The sequence below is a fragment of the Shinella lacus genome (assembly GCF_010994755.1).
Lineage (GTDB): Bacteria > Pseudomonadota > Alphaproteobacteria > Rhizobiales > Rhizobiaceae > Shinella > Shinella lacus.
In genome coordinates, this window is sequence record NZ_WHSB02000017.1 from 122,205 (window position 1) to 138,618 (window position 16,414).

At 63.5% G+C, this 16,414-nt stretch carries 14 protein-coding genes; 3 read left to right on the forward strand and 11 right to left on the reverse strand.

Annotated elements, in window-relative coordinates:
* Position 1: 1 nt before the first annotated feature.
* The 11 genes from GB927_RS29325 to GB927_RS29375 form a co-directional block, all read right to left on the reverse strand.
* Positions 2–2,281 (reverse strand): chemotaxis protein CheA, encoded by a 2,280-nt coding sequence (locus tag GB927_RS29325; protein ID WP_256120764.1) that lies wholly within the window; start codon positions 2,279–2,281, stop codon positions 2–4.
* Positions 2,282–2,297: 16 nt separating this feature from the next.
* On the reverse strand, positions 2,298–2,663 hold the full coding sequence (gene cheY1, locus GB927_RS29330) for a chemotaxis response regulator CheY1 (protein WP_069059983.1): 366 nt from the start codon (positions 2,661–2,663) through the stop codon (positions 2,298–2,300).
* The gene (locus GB927_RS29335) at positions 2,660–2,959 is read right to left on the reverse strand and encodes an STAS domain-containing protein (protein WP_134649657.1); all 300 of its coding nucleotides are present in this window, start codon (positions 2,957–2,959) and stop codon (positions 2,660–2,662) included. Before GB927_RS29335 ends, cheY1 begins: the two co-directional genes overlap by 4 nt.
* Before the next feature lie 129 nt (positions 2,960–3,088).
* Positions 3,089–4,687, reverse strand: coding sequence for a globin-coupled sensor protein (locus tag GB927_RS29340; protein WP_256120777.1), 1,599 nt, complete (start codon positions 4,685–4,687; stop codon positions 3,089–3,091).
* Between the two features lie 517 nt (positions 4,688–5,204).
* A complete protein-coding gene (locus GB927_RS29345) occupies positions 5,205–6,563 on the reverse strand; it encodes an FGGY-family carbohydrate kinase (RefSeq protein ID WP_256120765.1) in 1,359 nt (452 codons plus the stop codon).
* 4 nt (positions 6,564–6,567) lie between these two features.
* Positions 6,568–6,882 carry an L-rhamnose mutarotase gene (gene rhaM / locus GB927_RS29350; protein ID WP_256120766.1) on the reverse strand — a complete coding sequence of 105 codons (315 nt, stop codon included), beginning with the start codon at positions 6,880–6,882 and terminating at the stop codon, positions 6,568–6,570.
* 3 nt (positions 6,883–6,885) lie between these two features.
* Complete coding sequence (locus tag GB927_RS29355) at positions 6,886–7,881, reverse strand: ABC transporter permease (protein WP_256120767.1); 996 nt, start codon at positions 7,879–7,881, stop codon at positions 6,886–6,888.
* The gene (locus tag GB927_RS29360) at positions 7,874–8,857 is read right to left on the reverse strand and encodes an ABC transporter permease (RefSeq protein ID WP_256120768.1); all 984 of its coding nucleotides are present in this window, start codon (positions 8,855–8,857) and stop codon (positions 7,874–7,876) included. Before GB927_RS29360 ends, GB927_RS29355 begins: the two co-directional genes overlap by 8 nt.
* On the reverse strand, positions 8,854–10,350 hold the full coding sequence (locus GB927_RS29365) for a sugar ABC transporter ATP-binding protein (protein ID WP_256120778.1): 1,497 nt from the start codon (positions 10,348–10,350) through the stop codon (positions 8,854–8,856). Before GB927_RS29365 ends, GB927_RS29360 begins: the two co-directional genes overlap by 4 nt.
* Positions 10,351–10,567: 217 nt before the next feature.
* Positions 10,568–11,554, reverse strand: a complete 987-nt coding sequence (gene rhaS / locus GB927_RS29370; RefSeq protein ID WP_256120769.1) for a rhamnose ABC transporter substrate-binding protein — start codon at positions 11,552–11,554, stop codon at positions 10,568–10,570.
* Between the two features lie 36 nt (positions 11,555–11,590).
* Positions 11,591–12,403 carry a DeoR/GlpR family DNA-binding transcription regulator gene (locus GB927_RS29375; protein WP_256120770.1) on the reverse strand — a complete coding sequence of 271 codons (813 nt, stop codon included), beginning with the start codon at positions 12,401–12,403 and terminating at the stop codon, positions 11,591–11,593.
* A gap of 200 nt (positions 12,404–12,603) precedes the next feature.
* Here GB927_RS29375 and GB927_RS29380 point away from each other — a divergent pair, with 200 nt between their 5' ends.
* The 3 genes from GB927_RS29380 (at position 12,604) to GB927_RS29390 (ending at position 16,348) form a co-directional block, all read left to right on the forward strand.
* The gene (locus GB927_RS29380) at positions 12,604–14,697 is read left to right on the forward strand and encodes a bifunctional rhamnulose-1-phosphate aldolase/short-chain dehydrogenase (protein WP_256120771.1); all 2,094 of its coding nucleotides are present in this window, start codon (positions 12,604–12,606) and stop codon (positions 14,695–14,697) included.
* Positions 14,698–14,709: 12 nt separating this feature from the next.
* A complete protein-coding gene (gene rhaI, locus GB927_RS29385; RefSeq protein WP_256120772.1) occupies positions 14,710–15,999 on the forward strand; it encodes an L-rhamnose catabolism isomerase in 1,290 nt (429 codons plus the stop codon).
* 94 nt (positions 16,000–16,093) lie between these two features.
* The gene (locus tag GB927_RS29390) at positions 16,094–16,348 is read left to right on the forward strand and encodes a GlsB/YeaQ/YmgE family stress response membrane protein (RefSeq protein WP_256120773.1); all 255 of its coding nucleotides are present in this window, start codon (positions 16,094–16,096) and stop codon (positions 16,346–16,348) included.
* Positions 16,349–16,414: the final 66 nt, after the last annotated feature.

Genomic DNA, 16,414 nt, shown 5'->3' on the forward strand with positions numbered 1-16,414 from the left:
CTTAACCGGTTGCAGCGAGCGAGATGTCTTGTCTGAGCGACTGGCCGCGCGACGCGGCGACCACCGCATCGACGTCCAGGATGAGGGCCACGCGGCCGTCGCCGAGAATGGTGGCAGCGGCGATGCCGGGCACGTGGGTGTAATTGGCCTCCAGGCTCTTGATGACGACCTGGCGCTGGCCCTGGATGGCATCGACCATGAGGGCACGCTGGCCGCCGCCTTCCGATTCGACGAGGAGGGCCACGCCGTCCATCGGATTGGCCTGCGTGTTGCGGAAGTTGAGGATCCGGCCGACATCCACCAGCGGGCAGAAGGAGTTGCGGATCGAGATGAGGCGCTGCGAGGCGCCGAAGGAGTGGATGGCCGAGGCTTCCGGCTGGAGCGTCTCGACGATCGCCGTCAGCGGCACGACCAGGGTCTGGCCGGCAACCGTGACCACCATGCCGTCGAGGACGGCCAGCGTCAGCGGCAGGCTCATGGTGAAGACGGAGCCCTGGCCCGGCTTGGACGAGATCGAGATGCGGCCGCCGAGAGCTTGGATCGACCGCTTGACCACGTCCATGCCGACACCGCGGCCGGAAAGGTCGGAAACCTTGTCGGCGGTGGAGAAGCCGGCGTGGAAGATCAGGTTGTCGATTTCCTCGTCCGACAGGTTGGCGTCGGCTGCGATGAGATCGTTGTCAATCGCCTTCTGGCGCACCTTCTCGCGGTTGATGCCGGCGCCGTCGTCGGCAAGCTCGATGACGATGCGGCCGGAGCGGTGTTTTGCCGTCAGGCGAACGGTGCCTTCCGGGTTCTTGCCGAGCGCTTCGCGCTTCTCCGGCATTTCCAGGCCATGGTCGACCGCGTTGCGGATCATGTGCGTCAGCGGCTCGGCGAGCTTGTCGATGACGGTTTTGTCGACTTCGGTGTTTTCGCCTTCTGTGATGAGGCGGACCGACTTGCCGGTAATATCGGCGATTTCGCGCACGGTACGGGCCATGCGCTGGAAGACCGGCTTCACCGGCTGCGCGCGGATCGCCATCACCGAATCCTGGATCTCGCGGGTGAGCTGTTGCAGCTCTTCGAGGCCCATATTGATGGAGGACGTACCGTTGGTGTCGTTCTCGACGACGCTCTGCGAGAGCATCGCCTGGTTGATGACGAGCTCGCCGACAAGGTTGATCAGGCGGTCGACGCGGTCGAGATCGACGCGGATCGTCTGGCCTGCGGCGGCGGCCTGGTTGGCCTGTGCGGCGCTGGCGGCGGAAGCCGCGGCCTTGGCATTTTCCGCGGCGCGGCTTGCGACCTGCGCCACCTTGCTGACGGTTTCAGCGGCGGCAACGGCGGCAGCCGCGTCGCTTTCAATGACGGCCGGCTCTTCGTCGGAGCCGGTCGAACCGCCCTCGTCGAGGATCGACAGGTCGAACGGCACCGGCTGCATCGGCAGCTCTTCCTCGTTCGCTGCCTCGCCGACGACTTCTTCTTCGATAGTGCGGATGTCGAGATCGCAATCCCACTCGGCGAATTCGAAGACGGTGCGCACGCCGTCCTCGCCCTTGTCTGTCGTCACCGAGATCTTCCAGGAGAAATAGGCTTCCTCCGGGTTCATCTTGTCGAGCGGCGGCAGGCTATCCATGTCGCAATAGATGCTCATCTCGCCGAGGCGGGAGAGATCACGCAGCAGCAGGGCCGCTTCATTGCCCTTGGCATAGAGGTCCTTCTTCGGGCGGAAGAGGATCTGGCAGGTCGGCACGTAGCGATCGGCCGGCTCCTCGTCGAAATCGCCGAAGGAGAAGGGGATCGGCTGGAAGCCTTCGTCGTTGACCGCCGGCTTTTCGACAACCGGCGCCGGCGCGGCCGCCTTGGGAGCAGCGACCGCAGGTTTCGATGCGGGGGCCTCGGCAGCGGCCGGCACTTCGCCGTTCGCCAGCGCTTCCAGTTCGCGGATGAGGGTGCGGCTGCGCGCCTCGTCGACGCTTCCGCCGTCGCGCGCCGCATTGGTCAGGTCCGCCAAGACGTCGGCGGATTTCAGCATGACCTTCAGGACGTCCTGGGTCGGCTCCAGCTTGTTGGATCGAACGCAATCCAGTGTCGTCTCAAACACGTGGGCGAAGGAAACGAGGTCATCGAGGCCGAATGCACCGGCACCGCCCTTGATCGAATGCACGGCGCGGAACACGGCGTTGACCGTCTCCGGGTCGCGATCCCCATCGTTCAACTTCAAGAGACCGGACTCCAGTTCCGCGAGTTGCTCCTCGCACTCCTGGAAGAAAATCTCTTTGATTTCGTTCATATCCATCGGGAGAAATCCTGGATTAGGCGGTTACGCGCTCGATTGCGTCGATCAGCTTCGTCGGGTCGAAAGGCTTTACGATCCAGCCCGTGGCGCCGGCCTGGCGTGCACGGTTCTTCTTCTCGGCGTCGCTTTCGGTCGTCAGAACGAGGATCGGGATTGCCCGGTACTTCTCGTTGCGGCGAACGCCCTCGATGAAGCCGAAGCCATCGAGACGCGGCATGTTGATGTCGGTGACGATGACATCCGGGTTCGCGTTTTCCAGAACTTCGAGGCCCTCGATGCCGTCTTCGGCCTGGATGGTCTCAAAGCCTGCATTGTTGAGGGTGACGAGAAGCATGTTTCGAATTGTCCGGGAATCATCCACGGTGAGTACTTTTTTCTTCATTGCCTAGCCTCCTGTGCCAGCAAGTGATCAATATTCACGCCAATAAGTTGCATTGTCTTCATGAAAGGTTCGGACACCTTGGCGAAGGTGAAGGGCTGCTTGTCCTCCTCCCAGCTCTTGGCGCCAGCCATCAATACCTGGGCACAGAGCGCGCCGACCCGCTCGACCGCCGAAGCGTCGATGACGAGCGGACCGCCCTTCAGCCCCATGAGCTGTGCATGCAGCGCCGTCGCCTCGTTGAGATCGAGGACGGGGGCAAGGCTTAGACTTTTCTGAGCGGCTTTCTTGCTCGCCATTACCGGGTTCCTTGTCTGCGTCTGTGCAAAATCATCGTTGCGTCATTCCGGCCGGCGGGCGGATGGCTTCCTTCCGAAAGCCGGCTGCGCGCCGTCGAGAACCAGTGCCGGGGCCGTCTCTCCGTCATCTCACCCTCCGAAGCCGACGGCGCGAGCCGTGAGGAAATCGAGGGGTGAAGCCTGCACGTCGCTGCGTTCCGCGGCGACACGCGTTTCCGCCGGCGCGGGACGCGGATTGCGACGAAGGTCGCGGCCCGACGAAACGTGGAATTCACGGATCGTGCGGCCGAGTTCGAGGATGACCGTGTGGAGGTCGCCGCCGGCTTCGCCGACGCGTCCCGCATCCGAAGCATCCGCTTCGAGCGCACGGCCGGCACGGCCGATATCCGCGGTGACGCCGTTCAGCCCTTCGGCATCGACGGCGCTTTCGCGCACGATGCCGGTGATGGCGTCGTTGATGTCGGCAACCTGGCGCACGATGTTGCCGATCGCGTCCTGGGTGCGGTGAACGTGCTCGACGCCGGCTTCCACCTGTGCCTTGGTGCCCGTCACGAGCTGCTTGATCTCACGCGCCGCATCCGCCGAGCGCTGGGCGAGTGCCCGCACTTCCTGCGCGACCACGGCAAAGCCGCGACCACTATCGCCGGCGCGGGCGGCCTCGATGCCGGCATTGAGCGCCAGCAGGTTGGTCTGGAAGGCGATCTCGTCGATGACGCCGATGATCTGGCCGATCTTTTCCGCCGATGCCTCGATATCCGCCATCGCGGACATGGCTTCACCGACGATGTTGCCGCTTTCGGCGACGGACTGCTGCGTGATGGCGGCTGCCGACTGCGCCTTGCGGGTTTCGCCCAACGTCTGGCGCACGCGCTCGACGATGGTGCCGAGGGCATTGGCCGTCTCGATCAGGCTTGCCGACTGCTCGGCGGAGCGGGCCGACAGTGCACCAGCGCCCGAGGCGAGCGTGCCGACGAGGCGGTCGGATTCCGTCGCGCGATCGGCAGCGGTGGTGAGGCGGGACTGGATTTCGTCGAGCGCGCCGTTCAGCGTCTCGGCCAGCTCGCGCCAGGCCTCCGGCATCTCGCCGGAAACACGCGCGGAAAAATCGAGAGCGGAAAGCGAGCGGATCGTTTCGCCGAAGACGCGGTCGAGCTCCGCGCGGTCCTCGCGACGCTGTTCGCCGAGCGCCCGCTGATGGGCGTGGCGCAATTCGTTGAAGCGCAGCGAGACGCCGATTTCCATATCGACCATCGCGGTGCGCAGGAAGGCGGAGACGAGGTCGGTCAGTTCCTGGCGGCGCGCCTTGGCGCCGGAGAACATGGATTTCGGCCAATATTGTTCGATGAGACCGTTGACGACCGTTTCGACGACGACCGAATGGCCGGCAATGCGCCAGCGCGGGTCGAGGCCCATCTGGCTTTCGCTGTCGGAAAGGACCTTGACCCGTTCGGCATAGAGCGCATCGAACCGCGCATCGGTCAGCACGCTCCAGTGGGAGCTCTGGAGATCGTGCAGGCGGTCGATCTGGCGCTCGCTCTGGAAATGGCGGGCGGCATCGGGAAAGGTCTGGAAGCGCTGGAAGAGATCGCGCAGTGCCGTTTCGACATGCCGTTCGAGCGTCTGGCGGTGGCGGCGGAGCGTATCGCCCTGGCTGCCTTCGACGCCGGCAAAGCGCAAACGGTCGCGCAGGCTGGCTGCCTGTCCCGTTCGTGCCTGTTCTGCCGGCATTTCCTGCACCAAACTGCTCCCAAACCAACAATGCCCCGGCCACCCGTGACGGGTGGACGACTGAATTCTCGCATGGAGAGGTTGGCTACCGAGCCGTGCTCACGCGGCGGCACAGAGATGCCACCCGTCGATCCATGATCAAATTCGGTGAAACTCGAATACCGGCTCGGATCCGGTACGGCGGTTCGGCATCATGCCTGGGTGAGAAATGGCGAATTTCCCATTCCGACGTGTAGAGCAATGTTTATGGTTAATTCCTTGCCTGAAGGTTAATAGTTCATAGCTTGCTTATGGCATTGCTAAAATTAACAGAACCGACGTTGCGTAAGCCACACGCAAGCTCGCGCGCGTAGGGTCTGGGCATGGACTGACAATGATGTCAGGAGGAACGAACAATGATTGTTCTAGGACTGGGCGCCGCGCTGATCGCTTCTGCAACACTCGCCGCCATCTACCTGCTTCTCGATATCGATGCGGGCCGCGCCCCGGCCAAGGCCCGGGTGTTCTGAAACAGGCCTCAGCGATCGGCGACGAGCGCGCGCCAGCGCGCCGCATAGTCGGCTGCGCCCGGCGGTAATTCTTCCGCAATCGTCACCAGCGCCGGTTCCGGCGCCCTGCCCGCCGCAAGGCAGGCCGCGCCGACGCTCGTGCCCGTTGCGCTGCCACCGGCCAGCACCGCGCGTCCCGTCGCCACTTTCAGCATCATCAGGAACGCCCGGTTGGCCGCAAACGGCCCCTCGACGATCACCGGTCCTTCCGCGCCGATGAGATCGAGACAGGTCGCCGTCATCAAAGCGAGATGGAAGGCGATCACGGCCTGGACCGCATCCTCGCTCAGGTCCTCGCGTGGAACGGTCCATGCTGCCTTGCGGCCGGGGAACGGCCCGGAGTCCTCCGGCAGCGACGGGAGCAGCATGGCGCCACGCTTCAGCACCTCGGCTATGGCTTCCGGCGGCAGGTCGCCGGACTTGCCGCCGAGGACCGAAAACGCCCGGCCGCCCATGAAGCGGGCGGAGGGTACTGGGTCGCCGAGCGCATTGACGTTGACGAGCGTATCGCGCGCCTCGTCCAGCACGACCGGCCGCGCGCCGATCGCCATCACCACGACCCAGGTGCCCGTCGAGACGACCGCATAGGGCGCCTGCCGCGTCAGGACGTAGGGCAGCAGCGAGGCGTTGGAGTCATGAATGCCGCAATGGACCGGGATGCCCGACCGAAGCCGCGCCGCTTGCGCGATTTCGGGACGGATCGGCCCGAGCACGTCGCCCGCCTTGCGGACGGGCGGCATGAGATCCGTCCAGCCCTGGTTTTTCACGACGCTGGAAAAGCGCCCGTTGCGCGGCTCCCAGAGATCGGCATGGCAGCCAAGCGACGTCACCTCGCTCGCCGCAACGCCTGTCAGGCGGAAGGACCAATATTGCGCATACATGAGGATCCAGCGCGCCCTGGCGAATTTTTCGGGGAAGCGCTTCGACTGCCAGTAGATCTGCGAGCCGGCATTGAGGCCGACAGGCAGCACGGGCGTGCCGCTTTCCTCGAAACGCGGACGGACGGTCCGGTATTCTTCTCCGAGTTCCTGCGGCCCCGCATGCTCATAGTCCAGGACGGGAAGGACAAGCGTGCCATCGTCGCCGACGAGAGCTGCTGTCGCACCGTGGGTGGTGACCGAAATCGCGTCGATCGGGTGCTCCCGGTTCAGCGCAGCAAGGCTTTCGACGATGAACGCCCAGAGTTTTTCGGTGTCGAAATGCGGATAGGGTGCGGCCTGAACCACGCCGTTCGGTATCGTGCGCGCGGCAACCTCCCGAAAGCTTTCGCCATCGACGAGCACGACCTTGGCATTCGTCTTGCCGATATCGATGACGGCGATGATCATCGGCTCATTCCATATGGAAGACGGTGACGAGTGGTACGGCGACCGGCTCGTTGTCCGGCTTCGTTTCCATGATGTCAGCCATGAACGCCCACCAGCGCTGCATCACCGGATGGCTCGGCAGGTCCGCCATCCTGTGATCGTCGCGCCGCCAGAGCACGCCGAAGAGCAGGTTGGTCTCCTCGTCGAGATGGATGGAATAGTCGGACACGCCGGCTTCCTTCATGAGGGCGGCGAGTTCCGGCCAGATCGCATCGTGCCGCGCCTTGTATTCGGCTGCCATGCCGGGATTGAGCCGCATGCGAAACGCGTATTTCTCCATAACTCAATGGCTCCGGAAGCGGCGGTAGAGGATCGGCAGCGCGATGACGGAGATCAAGAGCAGGCCGATGAAGATCGACATGACGATGCCCGGAACGTTCAGGAGGCCGAAGCCGAAGGTGACCATGCCCATGATGAGCGCCGCCAGCACGACGCCCGGAATGGTGCCCGAGCCGCCGAGAATGTTGACGCCGCCGAGCACGACCATCGTCACCACTTCCAACTCCCAGCCGAGCGCGATGGACGGGCGCGTCGAACCGAGGCGCGCGGTCAGGCAGATCGAGGCGATCGCCGCCATCAGGCCGGTCAGCAGGAACAGCACGAATTTCACCCGTCCTACCCGCACGCCGGAGAAGAGAGCAGCCGTCTGGTTGTTGCCGATGGCGTAGACGGCGCGGCCGAAATTCGTCTTGTGGAGGACGATGCCGTAGATGATCGCGAGCGCCACGAAGAGGCAGAATTCGAAGGAGAATACCCACCAGACGTAGCCCTGTCCGAACCACGAAAAACTCGCCGGATAGCCCGTAAACGCCTTGTCGCCGAGGATGACGAAGGAGAGGCCTCGAAACAGGCTCATCGTGCCGATGGTGACGACGATCGACGGCAGGCCGAGGCCGGTGACGAGCAGGCCGTTGAAGGCACCGCAGAGAAGGCCGGTGGCAAGGCCGACCATGACCAGCGCCGGCGTGTCGAAGCCGAGCTGCACGGCGTAGCCCATTGCGGTGGAGGTCAGCGCGATGATCGAGGCGACGGAGAGGTCGATCTCGCCAGAGATGATGACGAGCGCCATGGCGAAGGCGATCATCGCCTTTTCGGTGAAGTTGAACGTCGCGTCCGACAGGTTCCACGGATCGAGGAAATAGGGCGAAGCGAAGGAATTGACGAGGAAGATCGCCAGCGCCACGGCGACCAGCAGCGTCTCCCAGCTCTTCACAAGACGCGCGCCGCGGCCTTCCAGCCGGTCGGGGATGTGGCGCGCCACCATCTGGGTCTCAGCCATGCACCGCCTCCGCTTTCCTGAGGATCACCCGACCTTTTCGCTTTTCGGCACGCGCATTCACGGCAACGGCGATGATGATGACCATGCCGGAAATCGCCATCTGGGCGAAGGGCGAGATGTTGATGACAGGCAGTGCGTTCTTGATGACCCCAAGAAACAGCGCGCCGAGCAGCGCACCGCCGACGGAGCCGATGCCACCGGCAATCGAGATACCGCCGATGACGCAAGCCGCGATGATATCGAGCTCGAAGCCGGCCGCGATATCGACATAGGCGACGGCGTAGCGCGAGACCCAGAGATAGCCGGAAAGACCGGCCAGCGTGCCGGACAGGCAATAGGCAAAGAAGCGCGTGCGGCCGACATCGATGCCGGTATAGACCGCCGCATGCGGATTGCCCCCGACGGCGAAGAAGGCGCGGCCGAGCGGCGTGCGGCGCATCACCACGACCATGATGCCGATGATGACGAGCGACAGCCAGGAGAGCAGCGGGAAGCCGAGCACGGCTGCGCGCGGCAATGCCTTGAAGGCATCGCTCATCTGGTGCGCATTGATCCAGGCACCTCCCGACAACAGGAAGATCAGGCCGCGATAGATGGTGAGCGTGCCAAGCGTGACGACGATCGGCGGGATGTCGAGCTTCCAGACGAGCAGGCCGTTGATCGAGCCGAGAAGCGCGCCAAGCGCCATGGCGATGAGGATGACCAGCGGGATCGGCAGGCCTGGCATCGCGGCATTGATCATCGCCGCCACCATCCCGGACAGCGCGAGGTTCGCGGCCATCGACAGATCAATGCAGCGCGTCAGGATGACGGCCATCTGGCCGAGCGCCAGGATGATCAGGATCGACGTGTCATTGTAGACATTGGCGAGATTGCCCGGCGTGACGAAGGGCGGGAAGCGGAGGGCGATCAGCGCGACAAGTGCTACGATCGCCACGACCAGCAGCATTTCACGATTCTTGAGCAAGAGCTTCATGCGGCCTCCTGAATGCCGGCGGCGGCGCGCACGAGCTTTTCGGCGGTGAGGTCCGCCCGTTCGAAGCGGCCGGCGATGCGGCCCTCGCGCATGACGATGACCCGGTCGGCCATGCCCATGATCTCGGGGATTTCGGAGGAGACCATGATGACGCTGAGGCCCGAGGCGGCAAGCTCGCTCATGAAGGCGTGCACGGCGGCCTTCGAGCCGATGTCGATGCCCTTGGTCGGCTCGTCGAGTATGATGACCTTCGGCCGCGTCGCCAGCCACTTGGCGATCACCACCTTCTGCTGGTTGCCGCCCGACAGCGTGCCGACGTCCTGATCGAGCGAGGCGGCGCGCAGATCGAGGCGTGCCGTATATTCCCGCGCCAAGGCGAATTCCTCCGCCATGCGCAGGAAGCCGGCGCGGGAGGTGCGCGAGAGCGAGGGCAGCGTGACGTTCTGGAAGATCGGCAGGCCGATGATCGCGCCCTGCCGGCCGCGCTCCTCCGGCACATAGACGATGCCGGCTTCGATCGCTTCCGCCGGCGAGCGGATGACCTTGATCTCGCCATCCAGCCGGACGGCACCGGCTGAGGGCCTGGTGATACCGATCAGCGATTGCATGAATTCCGACCGACCTGCGCCGACGAGGCCGTAGAAGCCGAGGATTTCGCCGCGGCGCAGTTCGAAATTGATGTCCTCGAATTCCGTCGGGTGGCGGTAGCCGGACACGGTGAGCACCGGCTCGCCGATCGCGACATCCTGCTTGGGAAACACCTGGCCGACATCGCGGCCGACCATGAGGCGCACGAGATCGTCCTGCGTCGTCTCGCCGATCAGCCCCTCGCCCACCATGCGGCCATCGCGGAAGACGGTGTAGCGGTCGGCGATGCGGAAAATTTCATCGAACTTGTGGCTGATGAAGAGGATCGCCTTGCCGTCCGCCTTCAGCCGGTCGACCAGTTCGTAAAGCTCGTGGATTTCCTTGTGCGACAGCGCCGCCGTCGGCTCGTCCATGATGACGACGCGAGCGTCGATGGAGAGCGCGCGGGCGATGGCGACCAGATGCTTGTTGGCGATACCGAGGTCGCGCAGCCGGATCGACGGGTCGAGATCGGCGCCGACGCGGGATAGTAAAGCGCGCGCATCGGCGTTCATCCTCTTCCAGTCGATGAGGCCGAGGCTGGTGCGCGGCGCGTGGCCCAGAAAGATGTTTTCGGCGACCGACAGTTCGTCGAACAGCACGGTCTCCTGATGGATGGCGGTGACGCCGGCTTTGGCCGCGGAATTGGCGGTCGGGAAGCGGGTCTCCACGCCGTCGACGCGGATTGCGCCCTCGTCGGGCTGGTAGATGCCGGTGAGGATTTTCACCAGCGTCGACTTGCCGGCCCCGTTCTCGCCGACGAGCGCCGTCACCGAGCCCGGATAAAGCGCGAGGGAGACCTCTGCGAGCGCGCGCACACCGGGAAAGGATTTCGAGATCCCCTCAAGTGCGACGGCGGGCTTCATCCGCGATGTGGTCGTGTCCTGCAGCAAGTCTTGGTCCATAGGTTGGTTGTCGTGCTCGGTCGCGAGCATAGCGGGCGGAATTGCCCCTCACCCTAGCCCTCTCCCCGCAAGCGGGGAGAGGGAACAGAGGCGGTGCGGCTCGGTGTCCTTCTCCCCGTTCACGGGGAGAAGGTGGCCGGCAGGCCGGATGAGGGGCGCTCTCCGTTCAGCCGCCGGATCAGAAGATCTTGGCGAATTCCTCGACATTCGAGGCATCGTAGACGAACGGGTCGGCCATGGCGCCTTCGTTCTTGTCGTCGAGCTTGACGGTGCCCATGCGGCCCATTTTCAGTTCCGCGCCGGGCTTGGCTTCCGCGCCGCCGATCAGGTCATAGGCGATCATGGTGGCGGAATAGCCGAGGTCGATCGGGTTCCAGATCGCGAAGGACTTGGAGGCGCCCGACTTCACATGGCCGGCCATTTCGGAGGGAAGTCCGAGGCCCGTGACGTTGATCTGGCCGATCTTGCCGGCGTCGGTGACGGCCTGGGCGGCGGCGACGATGCCGACGGAGGTCGGCGCGATGATCGCCTTCAGGTTCGGATGCGACTGAATCAAGCCCTGCGTCTCGCGATACGACTTGTCGGCAAGGTCATCGCCATAGACGGTGGCGACCACGTTGATGCCCTTGTAGTTGGGCAGCACCTTGGTCATTTCCTCGATCCAGACGTTCTGGTTTGTCGAGGTGGCGGTTGCCGACAGCACCGCGACGTCACCGCCCTCCGGCAGGTTGTCGGCGGCGAGCTTGATGATCATGTTGCCGATCAGCGGGTTCGACGACGGGTTCAGGTGCATCGAGCGACCTTCGGGTGCGACGCCGGAATCCCAGGAAATGACCTTGATGCCGCGGTCCATGGCCTTCTTGAGGGCCGGTACGAGCGCATTCGTATCGTTCGCCGAAACGGCAATAGCGTCGACCTTCTGGGCGATCAGCGAGTTGATCACCTCGATCTGGCCTTCGGCGGTCGTCGTCGTCGGGCCGGTATAGATGACCTCGACATCGCCGAGTTCCTTGGCGGCTTCCTGCGCGCCCTTGTTGGCCGCTTCGAAGAAGCCGATGCCGAGCGCCTTGACGACGAGGGCGATCTTCTTGGTTTCCGCCTGCGCGGTGGCCATCATCGCGACCGAGACGGCCGCGGTCACAAGCAATGTCTTCAGAATTTTCACGACTGTTTCCTCCCAGTGAAAATCAACCCGCCGGCGTCATGCCGACGAGGGTGCATTCTGCGTTTTGGCGTCGGTCTGAACGTTTGCGACGATCAGGTTGACGCCGGCCTCCTCCAGCATCGCGGCATCCCTGTCCTCGATGCCCGAATCCGTGATGACGGTTGCGATGCGCTTCAGCCCGCAGAGAATGAGGCTGGAGCGCTTCTTGAATTTGGTGGAATCGACCAGCACGATGAGTTCGTCCGCCTGGTCGATGAGCTTCTGTTCCGCCTGGATGAGCAGCGGATCGGCTTCCATCAGGCCGAGCGGCCCGAGACCCTGCGCGCCCATGAACATGCGGCGCGCATAGAAATTGCGCGTCACGTCATTGTCGAAGGGGCTGAGCACGATGTTCTGCTCACGGTAGATCGTGCCGCCGGAGAGCATGATGGTGTTCTTCGAATGCTTCAGCAGGTGTTCAGCGATGTTGAACGAGTTGGTGAAGACCTGCATGCGGCGGTTGGTCAGGAAATGCACCATCTGGAACGTCGTCGTTCCGCCGTTGATGATGATCGGGTCGCCATCCTCGCAGAGCCCGACCGCCTCCTTGGCGATCGCCTGCTTCTGGCGGGTGTTCAGCGTCTCGTTCACCGTGAAGGGCCGGCCGGCGAGGCCGACGAATTGCGGCGGATGCAACGCCTCGGCGCCGCCGCGCACCCGGCGCAGCTTCTTCTGCACGTGAAGGGCTGCGATGTCGCGGCGGATCGTCGCCTCGGAACTGTCGGTCAGGTCCACCAGTTCGGGCACGGTGACGACCGGCTTTTCCTGAACCGCGGACAGAATGATCCGATGTCTTTCCTTCTCGTGCATGGTTCCTCCAGTGCTGGCAATGCTTCCATCAGGAACGCGCAATGTCAATCACGATCAATCATATTTTTTCATTGTGCAGCGCAATATGACTGTTTTTGATCGTTTATGATTGACATCCGCGAAGGTTCCATGAGATTTGAAAGCATGCCTTCAAGCGCGGCGATAGCCTTGCGCATACGAAACACCGGGAGGAAATGCCGATGCTGGAGAAGAACCAGGGCGCACGCCTTGCAACCCTGTGGGATGACGCAAAGGCGTCGACGATGAGCGAGCCCGAGCGGCTGCTCTATCGCTCCAACCTGCTCGGTTCCGACAAGCGCATCACCAATTACGGCGGCGGCAACACCTCGGCGAAGGTCATCGAGAAGGATCCGCTCGGCGCGGGCGGGGTGGAGGTTCTCTGGGTCAAGGGCTCGGGCGGCGATGTCGGCACGATCAAGATGGACGGCTTTGCCACGCTTTACATGGACAAGCTGAATGCGCTGAAGGGGCTCTATCGCGGCCTGGAGCATGAGGACGAGATGGTGGGCTACCTCCCCCACTGCACCTTCAACCTCAACCCGCGCGCCGCCTCGATCGACACGCCGCTGCATGCCTATGTGCCGAAGAAACATGTCGACCACATGCATCCGGACGCGATCATCGCCATTGCCGCCGCGAAAAACAGCAGGGAGCTGACGCAGCAGATTTTCGGCGACGATATCGGCTGGCTGCCCTGGAAGCGGCCGGGCTTCGAACTGGGCCTGTGGCTCGAAAAGTTCTGCCTGGAAAACCCGAAGGCACGCGGCCTCGTGCTGGAAAGCCATGGCCTCTTTACCTGGGGCGATACGGCGAAGGAATGCTACGAGGTCACCATCGAGATCATCAACAAGGCGATCGGCTGGTTCGAAGAAAACAACACGGGGCCGGCCTTCGGCGGCGCGGTGAAGCCGGTGCTTGCCGCGGCCGAGCGCCGCGCGGTGGCGGAAAAGTTGATGCCGGTCATCCGCGGCATGATCAGCGAGGACGAGAAGAAGATCGGCCATTTCGACGATGGCGAGGCCGTGCTCGACTTCGTGACGTCGAAGAACCTTGCACCGCTGGCCGCACTCGGCACCAGCTGCCCCGACCATTTCCTGCGCACGAAGATCCGCCCGCTGGTCGTCCATTTCGATCCGGCCGATCCGGATGTCGACAAGACGCTTGCCGGCCTCGCGGATGCCGTTACCGCCTATCGCGCGGATTACGCCGCCTATTATGAACGCTGCAAGCGGTACAACAGCCCGGCCATGCGCGATCCGAATGCCGTGGTCTATCTGGTGCCGGGTGTCGGCATGATCACCTTTGCCAAGGACAAGGCGACGGCGCGGATTTCCGGTGAATTCTATGTCAACGCCATCAATGTCATGCGCGGCGCTTCGGGCGTATCGGAGTATGTCGGCCTGCCGGAGCAGGAAGCCTTCGATATCGAATATTGGCTGCTGGAAGAGGCGAAGCTCCAGCGCATGCCGAAACCGAAGAGCCTTGCCGGCCGCATCGCGCTTGTTACCGGCGGCGCCGGCGGTATCGGCAAGGCGACGGCCAACCGGCTGATGGCGGAAGGCGCCTGCGTGGTGCTGGCCGATATCGACGAGACGGCGCTTGCCGCCGCGCAAAGCGAGCTTGCCAGCCGCTACGGCAAGGATGTCGTGCGTTCGGTCGCGATGAACGTGACGGACGAGGCGCTGGTGGCGAAGAGCTTTGCCGACACGCTGGTCGAATTCGGCGGCCTCGACATTCTCGTCTCCAATGCCGGCCTCGCCTCCTCCGCCGTCATTGAGGAGACGACGCTGGAGCTGTGGAACAAGAATATCAGCATCCTCGCCACCGGTTATTTCCTCGTCTCGCGTGAAGCCTTCCGCATCTTCCGCCGGCAGAAGGCGGGCGGAAACGTGGTGTTCGTCGCCTCTAAGAACGGCCTTGCCGCCTCCCCCGGCGCCTCGGCCTATTGCACGGCGAAGGCCGCCGAAATCCACCTCGCCCGCTGCCTCGCGCTGGAAGGCGCCTCCGAGCAGATCCGCGTCAACGTGGTGAACCCGGATGCGGTGTTGCGCGGCTCGAAGATCTGGACCGGCGAGTGGAAGGAACAGCGCGCGGCGACCTATAAGACGGATGACCTGGAGGCGCATTATCGCGAGCGCTCCATGCTGAAAATGTCGGTCTATCCGGAGGATATCGCCGAGGCGATCTATTTCCTCGCTTCCGACATGTCAGCGAAGTCGACCGGCAATATCGTCAATGTCGACGCGGGCAATGCCCAGTCCTTCACGCGCTGAGGAGATCGAGCGATGACGATGATTTCCCAGGACGTGGTTTCGCGCGAGAACGACAGGCGTCTTGCCGATTTAAAGAGCGACTATCAGCATCTCGGCGCGCAGCTTGCCCGCCGTGGCGTCGATATCGATGCGGTGAAGCGGAAGGTCGCGGCCTATGCGGTGGCGGTGCCCTCCTGGGGCGTCGGGACCGGCGGCACGCGTTTTGCGCGCTTTCCCGGCGAGGGCGAGCCGCGCAACATCTTCGACAAGCTGGAGGATTGTGCGGTCATCCAGGAACTGACCCGCGCAACGCCTACGGTCTCCCTGCACATTCCGTGGGACAAGGTGGCGGACCTCAAGGAATTGAAGGAACGGGGCGACGCACTCGGCCTCGGCTTCGACGCGATGAACTCCAACACCTTTTCCGATGCGCCGCAGCAGGAGCATTCCTACAAGTTCGGCTCGCTCTCGCATGCCAATGCCGCGACGCGCCAGCAGGCCGTCGAGCACAATCTGGAATGCATCGCCATCGGCAACGCGCTCGGCTCGAAGGCGCTGACGGTGTGGATCGGCGACGGCACGAACTTTCCAGGGCAGGCGAATTTCACGAAAAGCTTCGAGCGCTATCTCGATGCGATGAAGGCCATTTACAAGGAGCTGCCGGAGGATTGGCGGCTCTTTACCGAGCACAAGATGTACGAGCCGGCCTTCTATTCGACGGTGGTGCAGGACTGGGGCAGCAACTACCTGATCGCCCAGGAGCTCGGCCCCAAGGCCTATTGCCTCGTCGACCTTGGCCATCATGCGCCGAACGTCAATATCGAGATGATCGTCGCCCGGCTCATCCAGTTCAGGAAACTCGGCGGCTTCCATTTCAACGATTCGAAATATGGCGACGACGACCTCGATACGGGCTCGATCGATCCCTATCGGCTCTTCCTCGTGTTCAACGAACTGGTGGATGCGGAAGTGCGAAAGGCCGAGGGCTTTGCGCCGGCGCATATGCTCGACCAGAGCCACAATGTGACGGACCCGATCGAAAGCCTGATGCGCAGCGCCATGGAGGTCTGCCGCGCCTATGCGCAGGGGCTGATCGTCGACCGTGCGGCGCTCCTCGGCTATCAGGACGGCAATGATGCGCTGATGGCGTCCGAGACGCTGAAGGCCGGTTTCCGCACAGATGTCGAGCCGATCCTCGCCATGGCGCGGCTGGATTCCGGTGGCGCGATCGATCCGGTCGCGACCTATCGGGCGGCGGGTTACCGGGCGAAGGTCACCCGCGAGCGGCCGGCGGTCGCGAGCGGGGGCGGCGGCATCGTCTGAGCGGCTGAAGAGAAGTTTTCAAAGCCCCTTGCTTTCCGGAAAACGGCTGCCAGATTGAGCAGTGACAGAATGATGCTGTCAAAGGGAGCATTCCATGGGCATTGAAAGCATTCTTATTTTCCTCCTCATCGGCGCCATTGCGGGCTGGCTTGCGGGCCTGATCGTCTCGGGCTTCGGCTATGGCCTCATCGGCAATATCGTCGTCGGCATCGTCGGCGCCTTCATCGCCGGTTTCCTGTTTCCCCGGCTCGGCTTCTCCATCGGCGGCGGCATTCTCGCCGCGATCATCAACGCCACGATCGGCGCGGTGATCCTGCTCGTGCTCATCAAGGTTCTCAAACGCGCCTGACCAGGGCGCAAGAATCGAAAAGGCCGTGGTGGGAAACCACCACGCGGTGACGACCTGGTCGCCGCG